The organism is Bradyrhizobium sp. UFLA05-112, from assembly GCF_053572325.1.
Map to the genome: position 1 here is coordinate 95,926 of NZ_JBANBK010000002.1, position 21,746 is coordinate 117,671.

A 21,746-nucleotide genomic window follows, 5' to 3' on the forward strand; every position below is an offset into this window, starting at 1 on the left:
AGGGGTGAGGGGGACGGCTAGGCCCGCGTGCCGGTGAAGGGAAAGCTGCCCATCGGGCCGATGCTGGCTTCGCCTGAGATGCTGTCGCCGGAAACCGTGCCGGAAAAAGCGAGCGTCAGTGGCATCGGATTGGTGATCGAGATCTTCCAGGCGACATCGTCGCCGTTGACGCTTCCGTCGAAGATTTCGCCGGACTCGCCTTCGGCGCCCTGCGTGCCCGTCAGCGCGCTGCCTGCGCTCTTCAGCGTGAGGGTCGTGTTGCGGTCGCCCATCGGGGTGCTCAAGACGATATTCCAGTTTCCGTCGACGGCCATTCCTGTCTCCCTAACCTCTCCCGGCGAACCGCGATGATCCGCGGTCTGTCCAGCGCCGAGCGTATAGCCCAACTCAAAGCGGCTGCCTAACGCTCTCTTCGCCGCAGTCAGGCGCGGGCAGCGGCGCGCAAGCGGCCGGTGATGACGATGCGGAAGATGACGTATTGGATGGCGAATGCCGCGATCTTGGCGCCCATGGCGACGACCGAGACGTAGAAGCCCCACAATTTGAGGTCGCCGGTCGCGGCGACTGCGATGGTGCCGGCGCCGAGCGCAAACATCAGCGCGGCCCAGGCATAGCCTGCCGCGGTGACATATTCCGGAATGACGTCGGTCACGCGTGCCGGCATATAGCGCAGCATCCAGCCGCGCTTGAGCATGATCGCGCCGATCGCAAAATGCGCGATCGAGGGTTTTGCCAGCACGAAGCGCGGATCCTGGGTGAGGATGGTGACAGTGCCGAGCACGATGACGAGCGCGAGCGATGCGTAGGTCATGTAGCCGAGCGAGTTGCCCTTGAAGCGGGCGTAGATCACCTGCGCGATCGCCCCTGCAACCGCCACAGACGTCGCGAGGATGATGTTGTCGGTGACGAGATAGATGACGAGGAAGACGATGGTCGAGAGGAAATCGGAAGCGAGGCGGGCGAATACGTCCTTCATCGTCGGTCCTGTCGGTTAGGAAAAGGGCAGTGCGCTGGCGGGTGTACCGTATTTGATCTTACGATACTCGGGATACCATTTCGTGAAATACATCGCGCTGTTACGGGCGGCAAACGCCACTGCGAGGCCCGACCAGATCGGCAGGCCCGGCACGTAGAGCAGCACGACGTTGGAGGCCATCATCAACAGCGCCGCCGCGGTCCATGCGGCGGTAATGATGTAGTTGGCGCGCAGGAAGCCTGGCATCGCCGCCGTCTCGGCGGGGACCTCTTCGAGGGCGTATTGCAGCGTGAACGGATGGCGAGCCAGCATCGAGCCGAGCGAGATCACGAAGATGCCGGCATCGACCGACAACTTCACCGCGAGCGTGCTCAGCCAGGGATTGAGCAGCGCGAGATAGATACCGATGCCGGCGAACAGGATCGCCGATCCGGCGGCGAGGATCTTCACCGAGCGGCGGCACGCAACGTCGATTGCGATGGTGGCAAGGCAGATCGCGGAGGCGGTGAACACGCTGACCTTTGCCGATGTCAGGAACATCAGAAAGCCAAAGGCGCCGTAGGGAGCGAGGATCAGGAAGATTGTCATGAGCCGCCTCGATCAGGGCTTATCTTTACACTGTAAAGATGAATACGTCAGGCCGGGAGCGAGGTCAAGCAAAATCTTTACAGTGTCAAAATGACGTGAATGACCTGTAAAAAATGAATTGTTGCAATGGCTTGTGCCGACGCTTCGTCGGCAAGGTCGCTCCAGGGTAGCCGAGACAGGACCGTCAAGGCACACGTGATCAACAGGCTGATGGTGATGACGATCCCGCCGACGCGGCCGATCTGAAACCGCAGCGAGTTCGGCGTGGCGGACATGCCGATCGGGTGCAGCAGCCGCGACACCAAGAGTGCGCCCATCAGGAGGTGAATGCGCAGTGCGGATGCGCCGGACATTTCAATCATGGCGACCATCAGTGTGATGATCGGCACATATTCCATGAAGTTGCCGTGGGCGCGGATCGCGCTGCGCAAGCTCGTGTTGCCGCCATCGCTGAAGGCGGCCTTGTTGCTCCGCCGCAGCCAGATCACCTGAAGCGCGAGGACGGCGTAGAGCAGGGCGAGGACCGCGAGATAGAACGCAGTGATGGCTGGCATGTGCATGTGAGGCTCCCTGCTGAAGCACAAACGATCGTCATTCCGGGGCGCGCCATCTGACGCGAGCGCGGAATCCATCGTGCCGCGTCACGCGCGCCCGGGCACGTCGCGGAGCCTGTCATCGGGCCGCGCGTCGCGCGGACCCGTGGCTCTGCCCCGAAGTGACAGCGGATGGGCTCTACGCCGCTCCCACCCAGTTGCCATGAAAACCGTCGGGCACCCGGTGGCCGAGCTGCACGAGCGCGATGGGGCCTGCCTCGACATCGGCGGCGCTGAACACGGCGAGATCGCTGCGGTTCTCGCGGGCGCGCCAGACCACGGCGAGCAGCCAGCCATCGCCTTCAGCGGCATCTCTGGCACGCTCGACGAACACCGGTTCGGAGATGCTGTCGCCGGCCGGCAGCAAGTAATGGCCGAGGCGTTTTCCGGCGCCGTCGACATGCACGATGCCGGACAGCGCGGTGAACATCGGCAGTCTTGGATTGGCGCAGGCGTACCAGCCGTGGTTGGTTTTCAATCCTGCGCGACGATCATCGATGCGCGGGAATTCGCCGGTGAGATCGTCGAGATAGGTCTGCTGGAAGCGGTCGGTATTGCCGTTGAGCTCGAAGGTCCAGCGGCAATGGCGCGCGAATGATTTGTCGGGATTGGTTGGCCTGCCGTCGGGATGCGGAAACAGCGGCGCCTCCTCGAACTGCATAACGTCGGCGACGATGCGGTTGCCGTCCTCCCAGGCGTTCATGACGTGGAAGACGTAGCAGGCTTCAGTGCGGAACCAGACGATGTCCTCAGGTTTGCCGCTGCGCTTCATCACGCCGACATAGGCGCCTTTCTCCGGCTCCCAGGCGTAGGGCGGCCGGCCCTTCATCGCGCGCTCCATGCTGCCGGTGATGGGCAGGATCGGAAACAGCACGTGGTTCTCGGTGACGATGAAGTCGTGCACCATGCTGGCATAAGGCGCCTCGAAACGCGTAAAGCGCGTCGCCTTGCCGCCTGCGTCGATCGCGCCGTAGGAGAGGGTGGGCGTGAGCGGGCCGCTCGCATTGTAGCCGAAGAACACCATTTCTCCGGTTGAGGGATCGATCTTCGGATGCGCAGTGAAGGGGCCGGCGACGCGGCCCTGGTAGTTGCAGTAGCCGCGCGTGGCGAGCGTGCCGGGCTCGATCTCGGTCGGCAGATGACCTTCTTCGAGCGCGAGCAGCTTGCCGGCGTGGAAGATGACGTTGGTGTTGGCGACGCCGCCGTCGGTCAGGTGCGCAGGCGCGTCCGGCAGCTTGCGGCCGAAGCCGCCGAACAGTGCCCGGCCGGCATCGTGTTCGGCCTGCCATTTCGGGGTGCGGACCCAGCGGTTGCGGTAGCTCGCGCGGCCGTTTTCGAGATGGAAGGCGTGCAGCATGCCGTCGCCGACGAACCAGTGCGCGCCGGGTGCGTCGAACTGGGGATTAGGGCCGTTGCGATAAAGCGTCCCGTTCAATTCGCGCGGTAACTCGCCGACAATTTTTGGGAATGGCGCGTCGGCTTCGAACGGGATTGGCGCGCGATTGGCCGGCACCTGGCTGAACACATCCTGCTGCAAGGCGTATCCTCCGTATCTTTACATCGTAAAGATACGCTAGTGCCACTTCGAGCTTCGGTCAAGCGAAATCTTTACACTGTCAAAATGACGTCATATAACGCCAGTCATGGCCAAGACCGAAACCATCCGCCGCGCTCGCCCCAGAAAATCGCCGTCATCCGCCGCGAAGGAGCGGCCGCGCCGGGTCGCGAGCGCGAAGGCCGAGACGCCCTATCATCATGGTGCGCTGCGCGAGGCGTTGCTGAAGGCTGCGGAAAGAGTGCTGGAACGCGACGGGCTCGCCGGGCTGACGCTGCGCGCGGTGGCGCGCGAGTCGGGCGTGTCGCATGCCGCGCCGACCCATCATTTCGGGGATCTCACCGGTCTCGTCAGCGAGCTCGCCGCGGTCGGCTTCCGCCAATTCAATGCGGCGATGGCTTTGGCCTGCGATGCCGCCAGGACGCCGCTGGAGCAGGCACTGGCGCGGCCCAAGGCCTATGTCGCCTATGCGCAGGCCCATCCCGGCATGTACGGCATCATGTTTCGCACCGAACGGCTCGATTATTCCAGGCCCTCGCTGCATGAGGCCGCACATGCCTCGTTCGCGGGGCTCGCCAACGCCATCGGCGCGATGCGGCAAGAGCGGATCAGCGGCGATACGCTGACACTCGACCAGGCCGCAGCCATCGCGCGTGCCTGGTCGATGGTGCACGGCTTCACCATGCTGCTGCTCGACGGCCGCCTCGAGGACATTCTGGGACGGTTGCCGAAGGGTACGACGGCCGAGCAGCTTCTGGAGGCGATCCTGAAGTCGGCGGCGCAGGGGAAGCTGCCGCCGTCCTGATCGGAGGGGACCGCAACCCTTGCCATCGTCGTGCGTTGACGCGCCATGACGAGAACATCGCGGGCTCCCTGGAAACGCGCCAACCCGCGCAAACGCGCGGGCAAGGCGGCGAAGCACCTTACGCCCACGCAAGAATCGGCGGCGAAGGCCCGTGCCCGGCGCGCCGGCCGCCGTTATCCCAACCTCGTAGACAACATGCGCATGGCAGCAAAGAAGACCTCCAAGAAGAAGTCTCCCAGGTCCTCGAAGACATCGGCCAAAAAGACGCGTAAGCACACGACGCGCAAGCGCGCTTCAGCCGAACGCGAGAAGGATCCGCGCGGCGGTTTGACGGCCGCGGGCCGCAAGGCCTTCGCAGGCAAGGAAGGCGCGCATTTGCGGCCCGGCGTCAACAAGCCGGAAGCGGAGATGACGCCGCAGGACATGCGGCGCAAGGGAAGCTGGGCCGTACGCTTCTACGGCCGCAAGAAGCTGCCGCCGCTTGTGGATGCCAAGGGCCATCCGACCCGGCACGCGCTCTCGGCCCATGCCTGGGGCGAGCCAGTGCCAGAAACCGTCGCGGCAGCACGGCGCATCGCGGCCAAGGGCGAGCGCCTGCTGGCTCGCTATCGCCGCGCGAAGAAGGCTTAGCGCCGCGCGAGTTCGATCGCGCGGCCGCTGGTGCCGATCACCTTCACCTCGTCCTTGCCGCAGGTGAAGTCGCGCGCATATTGGTCGGCCGCCTGGCGCGCCAGCTCGTTGGCGTTCGCATTGGCCTTCACGTCGACACAGGCGACATGGCAGACCGGCCCCGGCGGCAGCCGCGTCACCGCGAGCATCGCCTTGGTGTTCGGCCGTCCTTCCTTGTTGAGATCGGTGCCGTCGGCGATGCGCCAGCGCTGGATGATGGCGAATGGTTTTGTGCCCTCGGCGCGCCATTCTACCGTGTGTTCGGTGGAGTTGAACGGCTGGAACCACACCTGCGCCGCCGGCTCTTTGGCGGCAAGTGCGCGGTTGAGGCATGTGTATAAGAGACAGGTGTAGGTACTGCCGAAGGATTGGGCGCCGGCCTGATCAAGCGCGACGCTGGCGAGCAGCGCAATCAGGCAGCCAAGTGTGACATGCTTCATGACGAAGCCCTCATGCCGCGGAACTCACCTCATTCAGACGTGTTCATTGTGGGGAAGGTTCAAACCGGGCCTCGAGACACCTGACATGGCCGCGGAATCGTTCTAGAAGAGCGCCTTCGCCTCGTCCCGCGTTGTCACTTATTTCGATCATGCCAGCCATCTTGTCGAACAAACCCTATCGCGTCGGCCGCTCCAAGACCGGACTTGGCCTCTTCGCCACCAAACCGATCAAGAAGGGTACCCGGATCATCCGTTATTTCGGACCGATCCTGGACTCGCGGATTCCTGAGCATGACGACATCGAGAACAAATACCTGTTCGAGCTCAACAACCGCTGGACCATCGATGGCTCGGTGCGCAAGAACGTCGCCCGGTACATCAACCATTCGTGCCGGCCGAACGCAGAATCCGACGTGCGCCCGCGCAAGCGCAAGGTCTTCATCCGCGCCATCAAGAACATCGAGGCTGGCGACGAGATCAACTACGACTACGGCACCGACTATTTCAAAGCCTATCTCAAGCCGATCGGCTGCAAGTGCGCCTCCTGCGAGAAGAAGCGCAAGAAGCTCCGCGCCGAGGCGCGGGCCGAACGGGCCAAGGTGAAGGCGCGCGCCGAGCGCAAGGCACAGAAGGCGGGCGCGAAAAAGAAGAAGCTCAACGGCAAGCACGCCAACGGCAAGGCCAACGGGCGCGCGCGGGCCTAAGGCGCCTTCGCGAGCGCAATCGTACTCCAACGGACGCCTGCGCTCCGGTTCGCCGCTTGGACCGAATCCGATCGCACGTTGAGCACCGAGCGCAGACCGTAAGGTCCTGCGAGCTCGATCGTCTCCTCAGGAGATACCTCAAACATTCGCCGCCCCGGCGGTATCGGGCCGTGGCGCAGCTTCATGATGACGAGGCCGCCGGTCGCAGTCAGGGACGCAACGTTCGGCATGGCGCGCCCGCGCTGGTTTTCGTCGAGATGCATCCAGACCGCGGTGAGCATGACCAGGTCGAAGGTCTCGTTGCGACTCCGCAAGTCCGAGAGATCGGGCAGGCTGTCGTTCACCCATTCGATGGCAGGCCGGGAGTGCCGCGCAATGGCACCTACCCGCAATGCATCAGTCGGTTCGACAGCGACGACGCGATGGCCCATTTCGGCAAACCAGGCCGCATCGCGTCCGCTGCCGGAGCCGATATCGGCCACCCGAGACGGGGTCTTGGGTAGGAGATGCAGCACCGCGCGATGCACATCGGCAGGCGGGATGGTCTCATATCGCGCGAAGAGTTCAGATGTCTCCTGCGCATAGCCTTCCGTGCCGCTGACTGGCTCTGACATTTATACGCCATCCCTCGAATCCAAGCGATTGTTGGCATCGCGGGCGAAGCGAAGCAATGCGGATCACGACATTCCGGGTCTGGCGCTGACGCGCTAGCCCGGAATGACTAGCTTGAGCGAGGTCAGGCCACGACCGCGCTGCCACTCTTGCGCAGTCCAACATACTGCAACTCCGCGAACACGCCGGTCGCGATCGCCTGGGCCACGACCATGAGTTCGCCGGCGAGGTTCGGTGACACCGCGCCGGAGAACAGCAGCGCGATGCTCGCAGCCGTCCAGGCGGCGTTGCCGACCACGACGAGGGTGACGAGGGCTTTCGGCACTGAGCTGCGCGAAGCGAGCCATCCGACAAACGCGGCATAGACGATCAGGAACAGGCCGGTTTCCCGCAGCAGTGCCTCGGGCAGATTGAAGAGCGAGGCGACGGCGCTCGCGTCGAAGGTCAGGCCGACTGCTGAGATGCCGCTGAAGATTGCGTCAGCGAAGAGGGCACGGCGCAGGAAGCTGGATGCATGGATCATGGTCGTTCTCCTTCTATGGGCTTCGGGGTGAAGATCAGCGCAGGCCGCGCCAGAAGGCGCGAATGATGCGTGCGAGGCGGAACGGGCAGAGGCTTTTTCCGACGCTGTGCTCGAAGGCCAGCACCTGTGCGATGACGAAGTCGCCGGTCGAGTGCACCAGCGGTTCTGGCATGTTGAGGCTGCGCGCGAGCAGGCGGGTGGCAAACTTCACCGCCCAGGGCAGCAGGGTGTCGGCAACGGTCCGGTAGAGAAGCAGCGCGATCATGGTCATCTCCTGCTGCTGGAGAAGATGAGCCATGGCCCTGCCCAATTCGATTACCTCGGGGGTAAGAAGGACGCCTGTTCTGGACAGTTCTCTATGTGCGACATTGTCGCGCAGGACGTGGTTCGTCGCCTCAGGCTAATTGGGATGCGTTCGCGCTTAAGATTACTAGCTTGAGGGCATGGCGATGAGGGTGAGGGCGCCTATCGTCGTTTGCCATGCCGCCGGCGACTTACGCGTCCGGAGGCGCGATGCCTACGCCTGCGTCCTCGCCGGCTACGGCGTCTGTTCTTGCGCGATTCCCGCGATTCTACGGATATCGGCGATCTATTTATCTTATTGCGGCATAATCTAATTGAATTGCTCGTGACATAAATTTAAGGCGATGCTTGCTGCGGAGCCAAAAAAGAACTTGGCGGATGCTGACTCAGAATCCGACCGGCTCAAACAATCATGATAATGGCGCGGAAATTGCTGATGTCTCGTGCGGGCGAGTGGTCGCGAACATGAGACAGAGGGCGTTGAGAGAGCGGTCGAACGAACACCGCGGGGAAGCATGGACGGCGATTGGCGGCTGCAGGCATCCTTGAGCGACACGAGCGATGACCTCGTATGCGTACGAAATCGTGCCGCTGCGTTTCTCGAGGAATTTTCGACTTCCGATTCCAAGGAGAAGGAGCATTGGCTTCTACATTGGATGACGGTTGGTGATCAGTATCGCGCATCGGCCGAACTCGCAGTCAAGGACAACCTGCCGGATACGGCCAGTGAATTCTGGCTTTGCGCCCTGACTGCGTTTGAAGTGGCGAGACAACTGGCTTGTCCGGAGAATTCATCGGGTGTCGTACTTGCGGACAGGATCGAGGGGAGTTTCAGAAGCCTCGAATCTTGTGCGCCTGATCGGGTGCAACGAGTAGAGATCGAGTTTTTCGAGCGAGTGCTTCTTGCGGGGTATTTTCTGCCGGCGGCGCGCCGCGAACGACCCGCACCTGCGGTCATTTTCATTAGCGACGAGGAGTCTTCGGCCGAATCGATTGCGAGCCGGCTATTGCCTGCAGTCAACGATCGCAATATGTCGGTTCTCGTTGTGAGCGGAGACGATGCTTCAAAACATCGTCTGTTTAAGCCCGAAGCCTTCTTGGCGAGTTGGCTGAATCATTTGGAATGCCGAGCGGATGTTGATGCCGGCCGAATTGCTGTCAGCGGCGAGAGAATGGCCGCCGGCTATGCGGCGCGCATCGCCGTATGCGACCGCAGGATAGTGGCCGCCGTGTGCGACGGCGGCCTTTGGGCCTCGCTCCGACATCGAGCGAGCGTGGGCTGGATGACGGGAATTTGGGATCCGGCCTGCGATCGCACGCGAGCGTCAAGTCTCGAGTTGGTCCGCCGAATGCGGTGCCCGGTCTTGATCGTTGCCGGCGGCCGAGCGCTGTTCGACCAGCAGAACGCTCTTGAACTGCAGGCCGACTGCAAGCTCGCTGGATTGGACTGTTCCGTTGCAATATCTCAAGCCTCCACCGAGGTTGAAAATTTCGTTGCAAAGGACGACGTCGTTCTCGACTGGCTCGGGGAGAAGCTCCGGTCACGCGGTAGCTTGAGTCAATAAACTAACCTGCAGCAGCCGCTCATCGAAAGGCTGCCTGCTCTGCAGCTCCAAAGCTGGCCCTCCAAAGCTGGTCAATGCGTTGATCCCATGATCACGAGATATCTATGGCCAGCAATCGCGACGCCAACCGCGCATTCTTCGCAATCCTCGTCAGCGCGGCGTTCAGGTCCGCCAAGGATTTCTCGTCGAACTCGTTGAACATTGTCGAGTTTAGAGCCAGCTTCCTCTTGGCGAGCTTTGCAATTTCAGCTTTTGCCTTGGCGGTAAGAGACATCAACACATAACGTGCGTCGTCCGCACGAGGTGCCCGCGACAGGAGTCCGTCCTTCTCGAGACTCTTCGTCTGGTTGGTGACGAATGCCGGATGAATCCGCAACTTGTTCGCGACCTCGATTCCTGCGACGCCCTGTCCCTCATCCAACTCTTCGATGGCCATCAAAATCAGCCATTGCGGTTCCGTGATGCCGAGGAGTTCGGCCCAGCTCTTATGGATTTCCTCCAATTGAGAGTGGATCTCGACCACATTCCAAATGAAATCGTTGATTGCTCGGTCGAGGTTTTTCTCGATCATTTTTGAGTTCCGGCGAGGTTGAAGGCACCAGGGGCCTTTCGGCTACTCTACGGTTATCTCTAATGATTTTGTTCTCAGATATTCGTTATCCACGGAGGCAATCTGCTCAATTTTTGCCACCACATGACAGCAAGCATCGGCTCAAAAACAGGCTTGCAAATATCAATTGATTAAAATAATCATCTTGAGTGTTTAGGAGCAGTTCGAACTCTTTCAACGAAGGGTTCTGATACACCACTCGCTAAACCTCCAAGGAAACCCTCGGGATGCCCCCCGAGGGTTTTTTGTTGCCTTTTCCCGCTGAAATTGCCCAAGAACCCGACAGATTCGGTGGTGTTGCGCTCATACAACAGGTCGCGGCGAACGATCGCTTGATGAAAACAATCAATTGAGATGATTGTTTTGTTAAACTATATCGAATTTAGCGACGGAGGGGGGCACCTCAAAGTCGTTTCCGCAGCCGGAACCTGGATGCGGACTTGGGGAATTGAGGGGCCGGAGGTCGCGTCTTTGGATCGCGTCCAAGTCGCCCAACACCAACTTGGAGGTAAGCAAATGAAATTGACGAAGAGCCTTATGCTCGGCTCGGCGGCGGCTCTGATCGCCGTTGGCGGAGCACAGGCAGCCGATCTTCCCGTGAAGGCCAAGGCGGTCGAATACGTGAAGATCTGCTCGCTGTACGGCGCAGGCTTCTACTACATGCCGGGCACCGACACCTGCATCAAGTTCGGCGGCTATGTTCGTGCCGACACGTCGGTTGGCGCGGGCGACTATTCCTTCCAGCAGGGCGCGAACCAGGGTTCGAACAACCGTCTGACCAACTACTGGTTCAGCCGCGCTCGTATGGACCTCACCGTCGATACCCGCACGGCGACCGAGTACGGCGTTGTGCGCACCTACGCGGACATGGTCTTCACCTGGACGAGCAATGCCGTGACCGGCAGCAACCCGTCGGCGCAAGGGACCTTTGACGGTTCCGCTTCGCTCGGCCTCTACCATGCGTTCATCCAGTTCGCCGGCTTCACCTTCGGCCGCACGGTCTCGATCTTCGACACTCCGTGGCAGAGCTATCCGGCTGGCGGTCCCGATACCATTCCGGGCGGCAGCAACAACGTCACCGGCGTGAACCAGGTTGCCTATACGGCTGACTTCGGTCAGGGCATCACCGGCTCGGTGGCCTTGCAGGATATGACGACGGCGGCAGGTGGCCAGTCGAACCTCTGGAACGTCTCGTCGGGTACCGCCGCTCAGTTCGTGACGGGCGTCTACGGTGCCAACGATTGGGGTGGCACGCGTTCTCCCGACATCGTCGGTGCGATCCGTGTCGACCAGGCCTGGGGTCTGGCCCAGATCTCGGTTGCCGCGCATGACATCCATTCCGCTTACTACGGCACCACGGAAGTCTCCGGTCACCCGGCTGACAAGTGGGGCTGGGCGGTTCAGGGTGCCTTGTCGATCAAGAACATCCCGACCGGACCCGGCGACAGCATCAACCTGCAGGCCGTCTACACGGATGGTGCGAGCCGCTACAACTTCCAGAGCCTGTTCCCGCAGAGCTTCTTCATGTTCAGCGGCACCGGCCTGGCCGGCGCCTACCAGAGCACTGGTTTCGCTGGCATTGCTGATGGCGTCTTCGGCACCGGCACCGGCATCGATACCGTCAAGACCTGGGGCTTCCGCGGTGGCTACACCCACAACTGGAGCCCGACCTGGGCGAGCGGCATCTACGGTGGCTATGGCCAGCTGAGGTACGGCGATACGGGCAAGGCCCTGATCTGCACCAACTTCGCTGCGATCGCCGTGGCCGGTTCGACCTGTAATCCGGACTTCAACTTCGCGGTTATCGGTGTCAACACCGTGTGGACCCCGGTCAAGAACCTGGCGTTCACCGCGGACGTGAACTGGACGCATCTGGACCAGAAGTATACCGGCGCGATCAACAGCCCGGGCATCACTTCCGCTGCCAAGCCGGCAGCCGTGTATGAGCTGAAGGACCAGAACTCGGTCAGCATGCTCCTCCGCGCCCAGCGCAACTTCTAAGATCGATCTCTCGACCGATCAGAGAACCCCGGCGGGCAACCGCCGGGGTTTTTCTTTTGGACAAAGCGCCAGGTGAGCCCTTGCAAATCAGGTAGCGGTCCGAACGGCGGTCTGACCCAGGGATGTGCTCGCGAAATTCGATTACCCCGGAGGTAATGGAAGGGCCGAAATCCGCATGCTACGTTTTTGACCATGAACGCACATGCAGCAGCGGCGCGAGCCGAGAGCGCCCAGCCCGTCCATATTGGCGATCACTTGCGCGAATGGCGGCAGCGCCGCCGCATGAGCCAGCTCGATCTCGCGGGCGAAGCGGAGATCTCGGCGCGCCATTTGAGCTTCGTCGAGACCGGCCGCGCCACGCCCTCGCGCGAGATGGTGTTGAAGCTTGCCGAGCGGCTCGATGTTCCCTTGCGCGAACGCAACGTGCTCCTGGTTTCGGCCGGGTACGCGCCGGCCTTTCCGCAGCGTGCGCTGGAGGATCCGGCCTTGAAGTCAGCCCGCCAGGCGATCGACCTCGTTCTCAAAGCGCATGAGCCCAACCCGGCACTCGCCTATGACCGGCACTGGAATCTGGTCTCCGCGAATCGCATGGTGGCACCGCTGCTCGATGGCATCCCGCAGCGGCTGCTCGGCCAGCCCTTCAACGTGCTGCGACTCGCCTTCCATCCCGAGGCGCTGGCGCCGCGCACCGTTAATCTCGCCGAATGGTGCGGGCATCTGCTCGAGCGGCTGCACCGGCAATGCGAGGCGACCGCCGATCCTGAATTGATCAAGCTCTACAATGATCTGAAGAGCTATCCGATTCCCGCGCGCTCGGCGCCGCTCTCGCACGACAATGTCGCGATTCCCTTCAAGCTGCGGCATGAGGGCGAGATACTAAGTTTCTTTTCTACCACCATGGTGTTCGGCACGCCCGTCGACATCACGCTGTCGGAATTGGCGCTGGAGACGTTCTTTCCGGCGGATGAGCGCACGGCGGAGCGGCTGAAGCAGATGGCGGCAAAGATGGGCTAGCGCCCTTGCCTGGGGGCTCGTTCGGCTTATCTTCCGGCGGAACCAAAGGTCCGCCCGAAGGAGATTGCCATGAGCTCACCCAATACGAGCACGCTCAAGCCGCTTCAGATCGACATCGTCTCCGACGTGGTGTGCCCCTGGTGCTATATCGGCAAGCGCCGAATCGAGAATGCGCTCGCGCTGGTGCCGGACGTGCCGGTCGAGCTCAACTTCCGGCCGTTCTTCCTCAATCCCTGGGTGCCGCGCGAGGGCATCAGCCGCGAGGCCTATCTGACCAAGAAGTTCGGCTCGGTCGAGGCCTATAAGGGAATCGCCGGTCGGGTCGTCGCGGCCGCGGGCGAGGAGGGGCTGACCTATCGGCCTGATCTCGTGCAGCGCCAGCCCAACACCATCGACTGCCACCGCCTGATCCACTGGGCGGAAGCTTCCGGCAAGGCACCCGAGATGAAGCAGCGGTTGATGGAGCTCTATTTCCGTGACGGCGGCGATCTCACCGATGTGAACGTGCTCGTGCAGGCGGCGGCCGATGTCGGGCTCAATGGTGACGACGTGCGACGGCGGCTTGCCACCGACGAGGACGTCGCCCTGATCTCGGCCCAGGCGCAGGACGCCGCCGAGAAGGGCATCTCTGGCGTGCCGACCTATGTCTTCGCGCAGAAATACGCCGTCTCTGGCGCGCAGGACCCGAACCTGCTCGCCCGCGCCATCCGCCAGGTGTCGGAGGAGATCAACGCGCAGGCGGCGGAGTAGGTACTCTACTTGCGGAGCAGCCGAAGCGTTTGCCGCGCGGTGTCCAGCGCGGCATTGCGCGCGACGAGCGTCGCGTGGATCAGCGCCACCACCGGATCGTTCCTCCACAACGGAATCAGCATATCGCCAATGGCAAAGCGGCTGCGCCAGATCGGATTGATCATGGGGTGATCGGCGCTGGCGGTGGAATCGGCGCTCGCGACCGCAGGATCGGCGCAGAGGTGGCGGGTCAGCTCGAGCGTGAGCTGTACACCCGGCGAATATTTCGCAAAGCGCTCATCGATGCCGAGCTTGAAGAAGAAGGCGCGATCCTGATGGCGCAGCACGATGCCGGCGGCAACCGGCGCTCTTCCAGCGCGCAGGCTGATGACCTCGCATTGACCGGTTTCGGCGAGCGCGAGCGCGGCGCGTCGAATGAACGTGGCATCGCCTGGGTGCTGGATCAGCGCGGTGCCGCGCCTGGCTTTCCAGCCGCTCGCCTCGAGCTGCAAGAACGTTTCGAGCGCTGCTTTCACAGCGTCAGGCGTGCGCGAGACGTCGAACATGACCGGACCATGCTCTTCCAGCCGGTGCTGCTGGCGCCGAAGCTCCTTGAGCTTCTTGGCCCCAAGCGCTTCGCGCAGCAGCGTATCGCCATCCTGGGTCGCATCGAGACTGGCGCGCATATACGAGCTCAGCACGCGCGGCTTCAAACCGTCGCGGGTCAAGATTGCAGTTAGTGATCTCATCGCCGCGCCATCGAGCGCGACGTCGCGCAGGATCAACGCGTGGGCGCCGGCATCGCGTGCCTGATCGAGCAGGCGCGCTGCGGCTTCGCTCGCGGTGTCACGATCAAGCAGCGGGCTGCAGAGCGTGCCGTAGGGATGCGCGCTCACCAGCGCGGGCAGGGGGATTTTCCAGGCGCGCCATAGCGAGACGACCGGCATCAGCCCGATCAGGTGTGCCGATGCGTTGAGCGCGCACAGCGCCATTGCGCCGGTGCGGCCGCGGGCCGTCGCGCTGACGGCGAGCGTCCAGGGCGGCAGGTAATAGCCGTTCGGTTCGATCGCCTGCGCGCTGAGCGCCTGCCATTGAGCCAAATCAACTGACGCAACGGGGACGAGCGGTACGGTGTCGGAGAGGTTGCGGGCACGCGGAGCCGTGGCATCGCTTGCCGATGCGCCCTTGATCGCAGCTCGATGCGCGATATCGACCACGTCTAGTCGTTCCCCGTTCACGCCGGCCGGGCCGAAACCCGAACCGCGTCAGCTCATGCTTAGCGCAAAGATTGGAAGATACCGTTGGCGCAAGCCGTCAATTCGAGCGGTAGCGTTAACGTCCCGTTGACCATCCGGAGGCAAGACCGCCGGATGGTCACTGGTCGGCCGGCACAAAATGGTCGCGTGCGCTTGCGCTTTCGCCGCTGGCCTTGTCCGTGATCGTGATCTCGATCTCCACCTCCGCCCGCGGCAGGTGGGCGGGATCGACCTGCACCGACATCCTGACTTCGCGGGTCTGGTCCTGTCCGACCTCGACGACGGGCTTGCCATCCAACTTCGCGTCAATGCCGATGATCCGGATCGCCGCCCCCGGCAGGCCGGAGACGTCAACCGTAAATGATCGCGCCGGGCCCTTGTTGAGCAGGCGGACCGTATAGTCGTTGCGAATCCCGCCGTCCGAGAGCTGCACGAACAGGGGATTGCGCTCGTGCAGCACGTTGACGTCCATCGTGCCGCGCGTTGCGAGCGTATAGAGCATGATGCCGCCGACGATGGCGATCGCCGCCGCATAGGTCAGCGTGCGCGGCCGGACGATGCGATAGATCGGTGCCTTGCCTTCGTGCCGGCGCTCCATGTTGATGTCGGTATCATAGCCGATCAGCCCGGTGGGACGGCCGATCTCCTTCATGATGTTGTCGCAGGCGTCGATGCACAGGCCGCACTGGATGCAGCCGAGCTGGATGCCGTTGCGGATGTCGACGCCGGTCGGACACACATTGATGCATTGGTGGCAATCGACGCAGTCGCCGGCGACATCGCCGAGAGCGCGCGCGGCTTCAGCCTTCTTCACCGACATGCGCGGCTCGCCGCGGTCGCGGCGATAGGTGACGTTGAGCGCCCATTCGTCGGTCAGCGCCGCCTGGATCCGCGGCCACGGGCACATGTAGATGCAGGTCTGCTCGCGGGCGTGGCCGGCGAACACGTACGTGGTGGCGGTGAGAATGCCGATCCAGAGATAGGCGATGAAGGGCGCCTGGAAGGTGGCGAGATCTTTCACCAGCGTCGGCGCATCGGCGAAATAAAGCACCCAGGCGCCGCCGGTCCACCAGGCGATCATGATCCAGAGGAAGTGCTTGAGCGCCACTTTGCGGATGTGATCGAACGTCCAGTAGCGCTTGTCGCCCTGCATGCGCTCGCGCCGGTCGCCCTCGACCCAGCGCTCGATGGCGTAGAACAGGTCGGTCCACACGGTCTGCGGGCACAGATAGCCGCACCAGAGGCGTCCCGCCACCGCGTTCATCAGGAACAGCGCCATGGCTGCGATGATCAACAGGCCCGTGAAGTAGTAAACCTCCTGCGGCCACAGCTCGATGAAGAAGAAGTAGAAGCGGCGATGAGGCAGGTCGACGAGCACCGCCTGGCTGGGCAGGCCGGGGCCGCGGTGCCAGCGCACGAACGGGAGCAGGTAGTAGATGCCGAGCGTGACGCAGAGAATTATCCATTTGATGCGGCGGAACCTGCCGTGAACCGACTGCGGATAGACCTTTCTGCGCCTCTCGTAGAGCGGCCCTTCGATGAGGGTGTCGTCGGTCATGATGCGCTCCTCGTCGTCGCGCGGGCAGCGATCCCCATGCTGGAGCGCAGAACGGGCGGTACAGCGCCTCCAGCACGGACCGGACCTCAGGGCTCGCGAGGCTGTAATATATCGTCCGGTCGTCGCGCCGGGTCTTGACCAAAGTCAATGCGCGCATCCTGCCGAGGTGCTGGGAGCGGGTGGCGCAGGGCAAGGCCTGACCGGCGCCATCATCAACCAATGACGCAAAAACGAAAAAGGACCGGACGACGGCGTCGTCCGGTCCTTTCCGATTTCATGTATTGGAACTAGTAGCGATCCTCGCCGACACCTACGCTGACGCCGGGCGCGCGAATATCGACGCCCGCACGCGGTCTGTCGTAGTCGCGATAGGTGCGACGCTCGTAATAGCGATCGCGCGGCATATAGTTGTAGGAATCGCGATCGCGGATGATCACCCGCGCGCCGCCGTGGGTGCGATAGCAGCGACCGGTATCGTCACAGACGAGGCGCACCTGCTGCACGAGATCGGGATTGGTGTATTCGCTGGTCGTGTAGATGTCGGCAGCCTTCGCGGCTCCCGTCGCGGCCAGGGCGCCGACGCCTGCCAGCAGCGCAATCATCGTTGTCCTCATCAGTCCTCTCCGTGGCAACTGCCCTCGGGGTGACAAGAATGGGCGCGCGCATTCGTTCCGGTTGCTTTTGCGCGTTTTTCCCGGAACACGACTGATTTCCAGGGAACATGATCTCTTCGCGCGGAAGACGAACCGTTCCCTAGATCGGCTCGTAGGTTTCGGACCCGCAGATGTCGTCAACCTCGGCGCGCCGGCGGTCGACGACCCTGCCGCCGCTGATGGTCACGACATAGGTCTGGCTACCTAGCCCGGTGCCGGTCGCCGACGTGAGCTGCGCGCGGACGCAGGACGTCCAGCCTAGCCCGCGAACCTCGTGATGGGGTGGGGCGACCTGCACCTCGCGCGGATATGACGCCGCCATGAAGACGACGTCGAGCTGCTCGCGAACGATTTTCCTGACGTCGGGTGGCGGTTCGGGAGGCGGCTGCTCGGCATCCCTCATGCGCATGAACTCGGGCACCGGCGCGCGGCTGTCGGCAAAGCCGCACGCGCCGAGCGCAAGCGCGCCGGCGAGCAATGCCGCATGAGCAACAAACCGTAACATCCGAGAAGATCCCCTGCGCCCCGAAAGATGGGTATGAAGACGGCCGATCGAAGTCCCCCTCGATCAACAATTGCTGAGCGGGCCGAAGAACTGACTGGGATTTGCCAATAAGGCAATGCAGGCTACGCTGAGACGCCAGATGGGAGGGATTGACGCATGAGGATTCTTGTCGTCGCGGTGACCGCGCTCGCATTCGTTGCCGCGCCTGCGCAGGCCCAGATGGGCGGCCGGCGCCACGGCAATGACGGTCCCAAGACCGAGAAGAAGGCTCCCGAGGTCGACGAGAAGGCCTACAAGGCTGCGCTGGAGCGCATTCCCGATCCCAAGGAGAAATACGACCCGTGGGGTGGGGCGCGTCCGACCGAGCCCGCCAAGAAGCCGAAATAGCGCCGGGCAAACCGCATGATCCGCCTGCGTCATCTGGCCGGCCCGTTCACGGTCCTGATGCTTGGGCTGGGTCCGGCCTCCGGCTGGGAGTTTTGGGGCGGCGACGCCGGCGGTCAAAAATATTCAGCGCTGAAAGAGATCACGCCTGACAATGTCGGCAATCTCGTTCGCGCCTTCGAATATCACACCGGCGATCTCGTGACACGTCCGAGCGAGGTGATGAAGCGGACGAAGTTCGAGGCGACGCCGCTGTTCGTCGAGGACAGCCTGATCTTCTGCTCGCCCTTCAACGAGGTGATCGCGCTCGATCCCGGCACGGGCGCCGAGAAGTGGCGCTACGATCCGAAGATCAGCACCGATTATCGCCCCGCAAACCGCTTCGTCTGCCGCGGCGTCACCTATTGGGTGGACGAGCAGGCGCCGGCGAACGCCGCCTGCCGCGCCCGCATCTTCATGGGCACCAACGATGTGCGACTGATCGCACTCGATGCGAGGACCGGAATTCCCTGTGCCGGTTTCGGCGACAAGGGCGAGGTCAGGATCGACGTCGGCATGAAGCTGGAATGGCCTGGCGAATTCCAGATCACCTCGCCGCCAGCGGTCGGCCACGGCGTCGTCGTGGTTGGCTCTGCGATCGGCGACAACCGGCGCGTCAATGCGCCGGCGGGCACGGTGCGCGCGTTCGACGCACGCAGCGGCCAGCCGCGTTGGAGCTTTGAGCCTCTGAAGCATGACGGCATCGAGGCCGGTCACGCCAATGTCTGGGCGCCGATGTCGGTGGACGATGCGCGCGGACTGGTGGTGCTGCCGACCTCCTCGCCGTCACCGGATTTCTGGGGCGGCAAGCGCCCCGGCAACAATGAGCATGCCAATTCGGTGGTCGCCCTGCGCGTCGAGACCGGCGAGCTCGCATGGTCGTTCCAGACCGTGCATCACGATCTCTGGGATTACGATCTGCCGGCGCAGCCAACGCTCGCGCGCATCGACACCGGCGCGGGTCAGCGCGACGTCGTGATCCAGCCGACCAAGCACGGCTTCGTCTTCGTGCTCGACCGCGATAGCGGCAAGCCGGTATGGCCGGTCGAGGAGCGCAGCGTTCCGCAAAGCGCGGCCGAAGGCGAAAAACTCTCGCCGACGCAGCCGTTTCCGACCCATGTCCCGGCGCTGACGCAGCAGACCATTTCGGCCGACGATACCTTCTCTCTGATCCCCGGCATGGGCTCTGCCTGCAAAGGGCAGTTCGCGGCGGCGCGCAACGAAGGCCTGTTCACGCCGCCCTCGACACAGGGCACGCTGGAGTTTCCCTTCACCGGCGGCGGCGTGAACTGGGGCAGCGCGGCATTCGATCCCGTCAACCAGATCCTCTATGCCAACACCAGCCGGGTTGCGCATCTCATCAAGCTGATCCCGCGCGCGGACGCGACCGGCTTCAATCCGCCGCCTGGCCATGATTTCGGTCAGCAGCAGGGCGCGCCGTTTGCGATGTCGCGGTCGGTTGTGATGTCGCCAATGGGGCTGATCTGCGTCAAGCCGCCATGGGGCGAGATGGTCGCCGTCGACCTCAAGGCCGGCAAGATCCTCTGGCGCACCACCGTCGGCACCACCGAGGATCTCGCGCCACTCGGCCTGCCGTTTGCGTGGGGCACGCCGCTCGTCAACGGCGTTGCGATCACTGCGGGCGGTCTCGTCTTCACCGGCGCGATGGACGCATACTTGCGCGCCTTCGATGCAAGGAGCGGACGCGAGCTGTGGCAGGGCCGGCTGCCCGTGCCCGGCGTTGCCAATCCCATGACCTATCTCTGGAAGGGCGAGCAATATGTCGCGATCGGCGCCGGCGGCCATTCGGAAGGCGGCACGTCGATCGGCGACAGCGTGGTCGCGTTCCGCCTGGCGCGGCAAGGGGAGTCGCCCTCGCTGGTGTCGCGCACGCTCGATCGTCCCGGGGGCCGGTTCTGGGCCGCGGTCGTCGTGCTGGTGCTCGTGATGATCGCGCTCGTCATCGCCGGCTTTCGCTGGCGCATGAGTCGCCGCAGGACGGTCTAGTCCCAGGCGCGAAAGACGGGTTTTGCGAACCGCGGTTCACAGCCTCGCGCGTTACTGTTCGAAGGTGAGACCGAGGCGTTTGTCGTTGCGCCACACGGTGCGGCACTTGCGCACGAACTGATCGCTGGAGATCGACAGGGTAAACGACGGCGGCAGCAAAATGCGGCCGTCGAGGTCGATTGCAGCGCCTCCGCTCGACAAATTCCGCACCGTGCACGCAACGCCGCGGCATTCAAAGGTGATCGTCGCACCCTTGAAAACCCGATGCCGCTGCGCTGCACGCTTCTCAATCATATCCGTTAATCCAAACTGAGAGAGCGTAAATTACGGCATAGAAATTACATCGAACTAAATTCAATGTACGTCGTACTTGCCGGGCGCTTCATACTTCGTTTACGACAATGCGCGGCGGGCGCGTGTGTTGTGCACGCGCTGCCCACAGCCTCGCAAGGAGGCTGATCAATTGTGGCGACACTCGCCAATGGAGATATTGATGAAGACCACGATTTCGATTTTGTTCGCTGCCGCCGTCGCGCTGTCATCGGCACCCGCCCATGCCACCAAGCTCGATCTGTCGACCATGAGCTGCAAGCAATTCCTCGAGAGCGGCGACGACACCATCAAGCTCGTCCTGACCTGGATGGACGGCTGGTATAAGGGCGACGAGGACAACGCGATCATCGACACAGACGTGTTCGTCGACAATGCCAAGAAGTTCGGCACCTATTGCGGCAACAACCCGACGGTCAGCATCGTCACCGCGGCCGACGAAGTGCTGGGCAAGTAATTAAAGCACGATCCGGAGCCGAAGAGCCGCGTTAGCGCAAAGTGCGAAGCGGTTTTCCCTCGCGACAAAACGCGGAACGCGTTTGCGCGGAGATTATGCTCAAACAATAACCTGAAGCGCGGTGAGGATTCATCCCAATCCCATCGCGCTTAGCCCGGCAGCATCGCGAACGCGCTCGAGACCATCGCCACCGGCTTGTTGTCGGTGGCGGACAAGAGCGTGACGCGACCGAAGCTCATGGTGCGTCCGAGCCGCACCACCTTCGCATCCGCCAGGACGTCCGACGATGAGACCGCGCGCATGAAGTGCGTGGTCTGGTCGACGGTCGTCATCGGACGGTAGCCGCGATTGGCGGCGAGGATGGCGATCACCATGGAGGTGTCGGCGAGCGCCATCAGGGCCTGGCCGCAGACCACGCCGCCGCTGCGGCAAAGCCGCTCCGAGAAGGCCATGCGCAGCACCGCGCCTGGCTGCCAATCCGAATCGTTCGGTGGCGGCTCATGGTCGATGCGCTCGACCGACAGGCCGAGATCCTGGACCCATGGCGCGAACACGTCGCCCAGCACGCGCCTGGCCTCCTCGATGCCGAATTCGGTCGTTGGCTGCGCTGGCATGATTCCGTTCCCCTTGTTGCCCGATGTTTCGGCCATTGTGCCCGCTATGGCACGGCAAAGTCACCTCGTTCGGGGGCTTCTGCCTTGGCTTGAAAATGCCCGACTTCGCCCCCTATGATGCCGCGCTTGGGAACAGGGTGGACGATGTTGCGGCGGTTTGTCTTGGTATTTTGCTTGGGCCTGGTCGGCCTGGCGCTAGGCGGGTGCACCAAGTGCGGCCCGATCTGGGACGATTGGCTGCAATCGCCAAAATCCT

Annotated in this window: 26 protein-coding genes; 10 read left to right on the top strand and 16 right to left on the bottom strand. The window is 62.9% G+C overall.

Features of this window, described 5'->3' with window-relative positions:
* Positions 1–17 precede the first annotated feature (17 nt).
* The 5 genes from SO180_RS01655 to SO180_RS01675 all read right to left on the bottom strand — a co-directional run bounded on the left by SO180_RS01655 (position 18) and on the right by SO180_RS01675 (position 3,694).
* On the bottom strand, positions 18–314 hold the full coding sequence (locus SO180_RS01655; RefSeq protein ID WP_449377104.1) for a hypothetical protein: 297 nt from the start codon (positions 312–314) through the stop codon (positions 18–20).
* Between the two features lie 107 nt (positions 315–421).
* Positions 422–976, bottom strand: a complete 555-nt coding sequence (locus SO180_RS01660) for an inner membrane-spanning protein YciB (protein WP_449377105.1) — start codon at positions 974–976, stop codon at positions 422–424.
* Positions 977–991: 15 nt separating this feature from the next.
* Positions 992–1,564, bottom strand: coding sequence for a hypothetical protein (locus tag SO180_RS01665; protein ID WP_449377106.1), 573 nt, complete (start codon positions 1,562–1,564; stop codon positions 992–994).
* A 77-nt stretch (positions 1,565–1,641) separates the two neighbouring features.
* Positions 1,642–2,124, bottom strand: coding sequence for an MAPEG family protein (locus SO180_RS01670; protein ID WP_449377107.1), 483 nt, complete (start codon positions 2,122–2,124; stop codon positions 1,642–1,644).
* Positions 2,125–2,296: 172 nt separating this feature from the next.
* The gene (locus SO180_RS01675; protein WP_449377108.1) at positions 2,297–3,694 is read right to left on the bottom strand and encodes a carotenoid oxygenase family protein; all 1,398 of its coding nucleotides are present in this window, start codon (positions 3,692–3,694) and stop codon (positions 2,297–2,299) included.
* A gap of 106 nt (positions 3,695–3,800) precedes the next feature.
* On the opposite strand from SO180_RS01675, the gene SO180_RS01680 reads away from it, so the two are divergent.
* On the top strand, positions 3,801–4,517 hold the full coding sequence (locus SO180_RS01680) for a TetR/AcrR family transcriptional regulator (protein ID WP_449377109.1): 717 nt from the start codon (positions 3,801–3,803) through the stop codon (positions 4,515–4,517).
* Positions 4,518–4,562: 45 nt separating this feature from the next.
* Complete coding sequence (locus SO180_RS01685) at positions 4,563–5,147, top strand: DUF6321 domain-containing protein (RefSeq protein ID WP_449377110.1); 585 nt, start codon at positions 4,563–4,565, stop codon at positions 5,145–5,147.
* Here the strand turns inward: SO180_RS01685 and SO180_RS01690 are convergent.
* On the bottom strand, positions 5,144–5,626 hold the full coding sequence (locus SO180_RS01690; protein WP_449377111.1) for a hypothetical protein: 483 nt from the start codon (positions 5,624–5,626) through the stop codon (positions 5,144–5,146). The two genes, SO180_RS01685 and SO180_RS01690, sit on opposite strands and share 4 nt — an antisense overlap.
* Positions 5,627–5,775: 149 nt before the next feature.
* Between SO180_RS01690 and SO180_RS01695 the strand changes: the two genes are divergently transcribed.
* Positions 5,776–6,330 carry an SET domain-containing protein gene (locus tag SO180_RS01695; protein ID WP_449377112.1) on the top strand — a complete coding sequence of 185 codons (555 nt, stop codon included), beginning with the start codon at positions 5,776–5,778 and terminating at the stop codon, positions 6,328–6,330.
* Here the strand turns inward: SO180_RS01695 and SO180_RS01700 are convergent.
* The 3 genes from SO180_RS01700 to SO180_RS01710 all read right to left on the bottom strand — a co-directional run bounded on the left by SO180_RS01700 (position 6,327) and on the right by SO180_RS01710 (position 7,730).
* The gene (locus SO180_RS01700; protein WP_449377113.1) at positions 6,327–6,944 is read right to left on the bottom strand and encodes a class I SAM-dependent methyltransferase; all 618 of its coding nucleotides are present in this window, start codon (positions 6,942–6,944) and stop codon (positions 6,327–6,329) included. The two genes, SO180_RS01695 and SO180_RS01700, sit on opposite strands and share 4 nt — an antisense overlap.
* Positions 6,945–7,066: 122 nt before the next feature.
* Complete coding sequence (locus tag SO180_RS01705; RefSeq protein ID WP_449377114.1) at positions 7,067–7,465, bottom strand: hypothetical protein; 399 nt, start codon at positions 7,463–7,465, stop codon at positions 7,067–7,069.
* A 34-nt stretch (positions 7,466–7,499) separates the two neighbouring features.
* Entirely contained in the window at positions 7,500–7,730 is a 231-nt protein-coding gene (locus tag SO180_RS01710; protein ID WP_449377115.1) for a hypothetical protein, read from the bottom strand.
* A gap of 553 nt (positions 7,731–8,283) precedes the next feature.
* On the opposite strand from SO180_RS01710, the gene SO180_RS01715 reads away from it, so the two are divergent.
* A complete protein-coding gene (locus tag SO180_RS01715) occupies positions 8,284–9,333 on the top strand; it encodes an alpha/beta hydrolase family protein (protein WP_449377116.1) in 1,050 nt (349 codons plus the stop codon).
* Positions 9,334–9,424: 91 nt separating this feature from the next.
* Here SO180_RS01715 and SO180_RS01720 read toward each other — a convergent pair whose 3' ends face one another.
* Entirely contained in the window at positions 9,425–9,904 is a 480-nt protein-coding gene (locus SO180_RS01720) for a MarR family winged helix-turn-helix transcriptional regulator (protein WP_449377117.1), read from the bottom strand.
* Positions 9,905–10,459: 555 nt separating this feature from the next.
* Here SO180_RS01720 and SO180_RS01725 point away from each other — a divergent pair.
* From SO180_RS01725 to SO180_RS01735, 3 genes are all read left to right on the top strand, one after another.
* Entirely contained in the window at positions 10,460–11,944 is a 1,485-nt protein-coding gene (locus SO180_RS01725; protein WP_449377118.1) for a porin, read from the top strand.
* A 192-nt stretch (positions 11,945–12,136) separates the two neighbouring features.
* Positions 12,137–12,958, top strand: coding sequence for a helix-turn-helix domain-containing protein (locus tag SO180_RS01730; protein ID WP_449377119.1), 822 nt, complete (start codon positions 12,137–12,139; stop codon positions 12,956–12,958).
* 69 nt (positions 12,959–13,027) lie between these two features.
* Positions 13,028–13,708: a DsbA family oxidoreductase gene (locus SO180_RS01735; protein ID WP_449377120.1), complete on the top strand. Its 681-nt coding sequence runs from the start codon at positions 13,028–13,030 to the stop codon at positions 13,706–13,708.
* A 5-nt stretch (positions 13,709–13,713) separates the two neighbouring features.
* On the opposite strand, the gene SO180_RS01740 is transcribed toward SO180_RS01735, so the two are convergent.
* The 4 genes from SO180_RS01740 to SO180_RS01755 all read right to left on the bottom strand — a co-directional run bounded on the left by SO180_RS01740 (position 13,714) and on the right by SO180_RS01755 (position 17,659).
* Entirely contained in the window at positions 13,714–14,904 is a 1,191-nt protein-coding gene (locus tag SO180_RS01740) for a GNAT family N-acetyltransferase (protein WP_449377121.1), read from the bottom strand.
* 157 nt (positions 14,905–15,061) lie between these two features.
* Positions 15,062–16,501 (bottom strand): cytochrome c oxidase accessory protein CcoG, encoded by a 1,440-nt coding sequence (gene ccoG, locus SO180_RS01745; protein WP_449377122.1) that lies wholly within the window; start codon positions 16,499–16,501, stop codon positions 15,062–15,064.
* A 287-nt stretch (positions 16,502–16,788) separates the two neighbouring features.
* Positions 16,789–17,115, bottom strand: coding sequence for a hypothetical protein (locus SO180_RS01750; RefSeq protein WP_449377123.1), 327 nt, complete (start codon positions 17,113–17,115; stop codon positions 16,789–16,791).
* 139 nt (positions 17,116–17,254) lie between these two features.
* Positions 17,255–17,659 carry a hypothetical protein gene (locus tag SO180_RS01755; RefSeq protein ID WP_449377124.1) on the bottom strand — a complete coding sequence of 135 codons (405 nt, stop codon included), beginning with the start codon at positions 17,657–17,659 and terminating at the stop codon, positions 17,255–17,257.
* A gap of 156 nt (positions 17,660–17,815) precedes the next feature.
* On the opposite strand from SO180_RS01755, the gene SO180_RS01760 reads away from it, so the two are divergent.
* A complete protein-coding gene (locus SO180_RS01760; RefSeq protein WP_449377125.1) occupies positions 17,816–18,046 on the top strand; it encodes a hypothetical protein in 231 nt (76 codons plus the stop codon).
* A gap of 57 nt (positions 18,047–18,103) precedes the next feature.
* Positions 18,104–20,089 carry a pyrroloquinoline quinone-dependent dehydrogenase gene (locus SO180_RS01765; RefSeq protein ID WP_449377246.1) on the top strand — a complete coding sequence of 662 codons (1,986 nt, stop codon included), beginning with the start codon at positions 18,104–18,106 and terminating at the stop codon, positions 20,087–20,089.
* Positions 20,090–20,140: 51 nt separating this feature from the next.
* Here the strand turns inward: SO180_RS01765 and SO180_RS01770 are convergent, their stop codons facing one another.
* Entirely contained in the window at positions 20,141–20,383 is a 243-nt protein-coding gene (locus SO180_RS01770) for a PilZ domain-containing protein (protein ID WP_449377126.1), read from the bottom strand.
* A 199-nt stretch (positions 20,384–20,582) separates the two neighbouring features.
* On the opposite strand from SO180_RS01770, the gene SO180_RS01775 reads away from it, so the two are divergent.
* The gene (locus SO180_RS01775; RefSeq protein ID WP_449377127.1) at positions 20,583–20,876 is read left to right on the top strand and encodes an HdeA/HdeB family chaperone; all 294 of its coding nucleotides are present in this window, start codon (positions 20,583–20,585) and stop codon (positions 20,874–20,876) included.
* Between the two features lie 149 nt (positions 20,877–21,025).
* On the opposite strand, the gene SO180_RS01780 is transcribed toward SO180_RS01775, so the two are convergent.
* Positions 21,026–21,490, bottom strand: a complete 465-nt coding sequence (locus tag SO180_RS01780) for a PaaI family thioesterase (protein ID WP_449377128.1) — start codon at positions 21,488–21,490, stop codon at positions 21,026–21,028.
* Positions 21,491–21,746 lie beyond the last annotated feature (256 nt).

What these genes read in the sequence shown, in the direction of transcription:
- SO180_RS01685 (WP_449377110.1), top strand. Translation starts at nt 4,563, where the DNA reads ATGACGAGAACATCGCGGGCTCCCTGGAAACGCGCCAACCCGCGCAAA.
- SO180_RS01730 (WP_449377119.1), top strand. Translation starts at nt 12,137, where the DNA reads ATGAACGCACATGCAGCAGCGGCGCGAGCCGAGAGCGCCCAGCCCGTC.
- SO180_RS01760 (WP_449377125.1), top strand. Translation starts at nt 17,816, where the DNA reads ATGAGGATTCTTGTCGTCGCGGTGACCGCGCTCGCATTCGTTGCCGCG.
- SO180_RS01695 (WP_449377112.1), top strand. Translation starts at nt 5,776, where the DNA reads ATGCCAGCCATCTTGTCGAACAAACCCTATCGCGTCGGCCGCTCCAAG.
- SO180_RS01780 (WP_449377128.1), bottom strand. Translation starts at nt 21,490, where the DNA reads ATGCCAGCGCAGCCAACGACCGAATTCGGCATCGAGGAGGCCAGGCGC.
- SO180_RS01705 (WP_449377114.1), bottom strand. Translation starts at nt 7,465, where the DNA reads ATGATCCATGCATCCAGCTTCCTGCGCCGTGCCCTCTTCGCTGACGCA.
- SO180_RS01735 (WP_449377120.1), top strand. Translation starts at nt 13,028, where the DNA reads ATGAGCTCACCCAATACGAGCACGCTCAAGCCGCTTCAGATCGACATC.
- SO180_RS01725 (WP_449377118.1), top strand. Translation starts at nt 10,460, where the DNA reads ATGAAATTGACGAAGAGCCTTATGCTCGGCTCGGCGGCGGCTCTGATC.
- SO180_RS01750 (WP_449377123.1), bottom strand. Translation starts at nt 17,115, where the DNA reads ATGAGGACAACGATGATTGCGCTGCTGGCAGGCGTCGGCGCCCTGGCC.
- SO180_RS01755 (WP_449377124.1), bottom strand. Translation starts at nt 17,659, where the DNA reads ATGTTACGGTTTGTTGCTCATGCGGCATTGCTCGCCGGCGCGCTTGCG.
- ccoG (WP_449377122.1), bottom strand. Translation starts at nt 16,501, where the DNA reads ATGACCGACGACACCCTCATCGAAGGGCCGCTCTACGAGAGGCGCAGA.
- SO180_RS01665 (WP_449377106.1), bottom strand. Translation starts at nt 1,564, where the DNA reads ATGACAATCTTCCTGATCCTCGCTCCCTACGGCGCCTTTGGCTTTCTG.
- SO180_RS01720 (WP_449377117.1), bottom strand. Translation starts at nt 9,904, where the DNA reads ATGATCGAGAAAAACCTCGACCGAGCAATCAACGATTTCATTTGGAAT.
- SO180_RS01765 (WP_449377246.1), top strand. Translation starts at nt 18,104, where the DNA reads ATGCTTGGGCTGGGTCCGGCCTCCGGCTGGGAGTTTTGGGGCGGCGAC.
- SO180_RS01655 (WP_449377104.1), bottom strand. Translation starts at nt 314, where the DNA reads ATGGCCGTCGACGGAAACTGGAATATCGTCTTGAGCACCCCGATGGGC.
- SO180_RS01715 (WP_449377116.1), top strand. Translation starts at nt 8,284, where the DNA reads ATGGACGGCGATTGGCGGCTGCAGGCATCCTTGAGCGACACGAGCGAT.
- SO180_RS01770 (WP_449377126.1), bottom strand. Translation starts at nt 20,383, where the DNA reads ATGATTGAGAAGCGTGCAGCGCAGCGGCATCGGGTTTTCAAGGGTGCG.
- SO180_RS01700 (WP_449377113.1), bottom strand. Translation starts at nt 6,944, where the DNA reads ATGTCAGAGCCAGTCAGCGGCACGGAAGGCTATGCGCAGGAGACATCT.
- SO180_RS01680 (WP_449377109.1), top strand. Translation starts at nt 3,801, where the DNA reads ATGGCCAAGACCGAAACCATCCGCCGCGCTCGCCCCAGAAAATCGCCG.
- SO180_RS01670 (WP_449377107.1), bottom strand. Translation starts at nt 2,124, where the DNA reads ATGCACATGCCAGCCATCACTGCGTTCTATCTCGCGGTCCTCGCCCTG.
- SO180_RS01690 (WP_449377111.1), bottom strand. Translation starts at nt 5,626, where the DNA reads ATGAAGCATGTCACACTTGGCTGCCTGATTGCGCTGCTCGCCAGCGTC.
- SO180_RS01775 (WP_449377127.1), top strand. Translation starts at nt 20,583, where the DNA reads ATGAAGACCACGATTTCGATTTTGTTCGCTGCCGCCGTCGCGCTGTCA.
- SO180_RS01710 (WP_449377115.1), bottom strand. Translation starts at nt 7,730, where the DNA reads ATGATCGCGCTGCTTCTCTACCGGACCGTTGCCGACACCCTGCTGCCC.
- SO180_RS01660 (WP_449377105.1), bottom strand. Translation starts at nt 976, where the DNA reads ATGAAGGACGTATTCGCCCGCCTCGCTTCCGATTTCCTCTCGACCATC.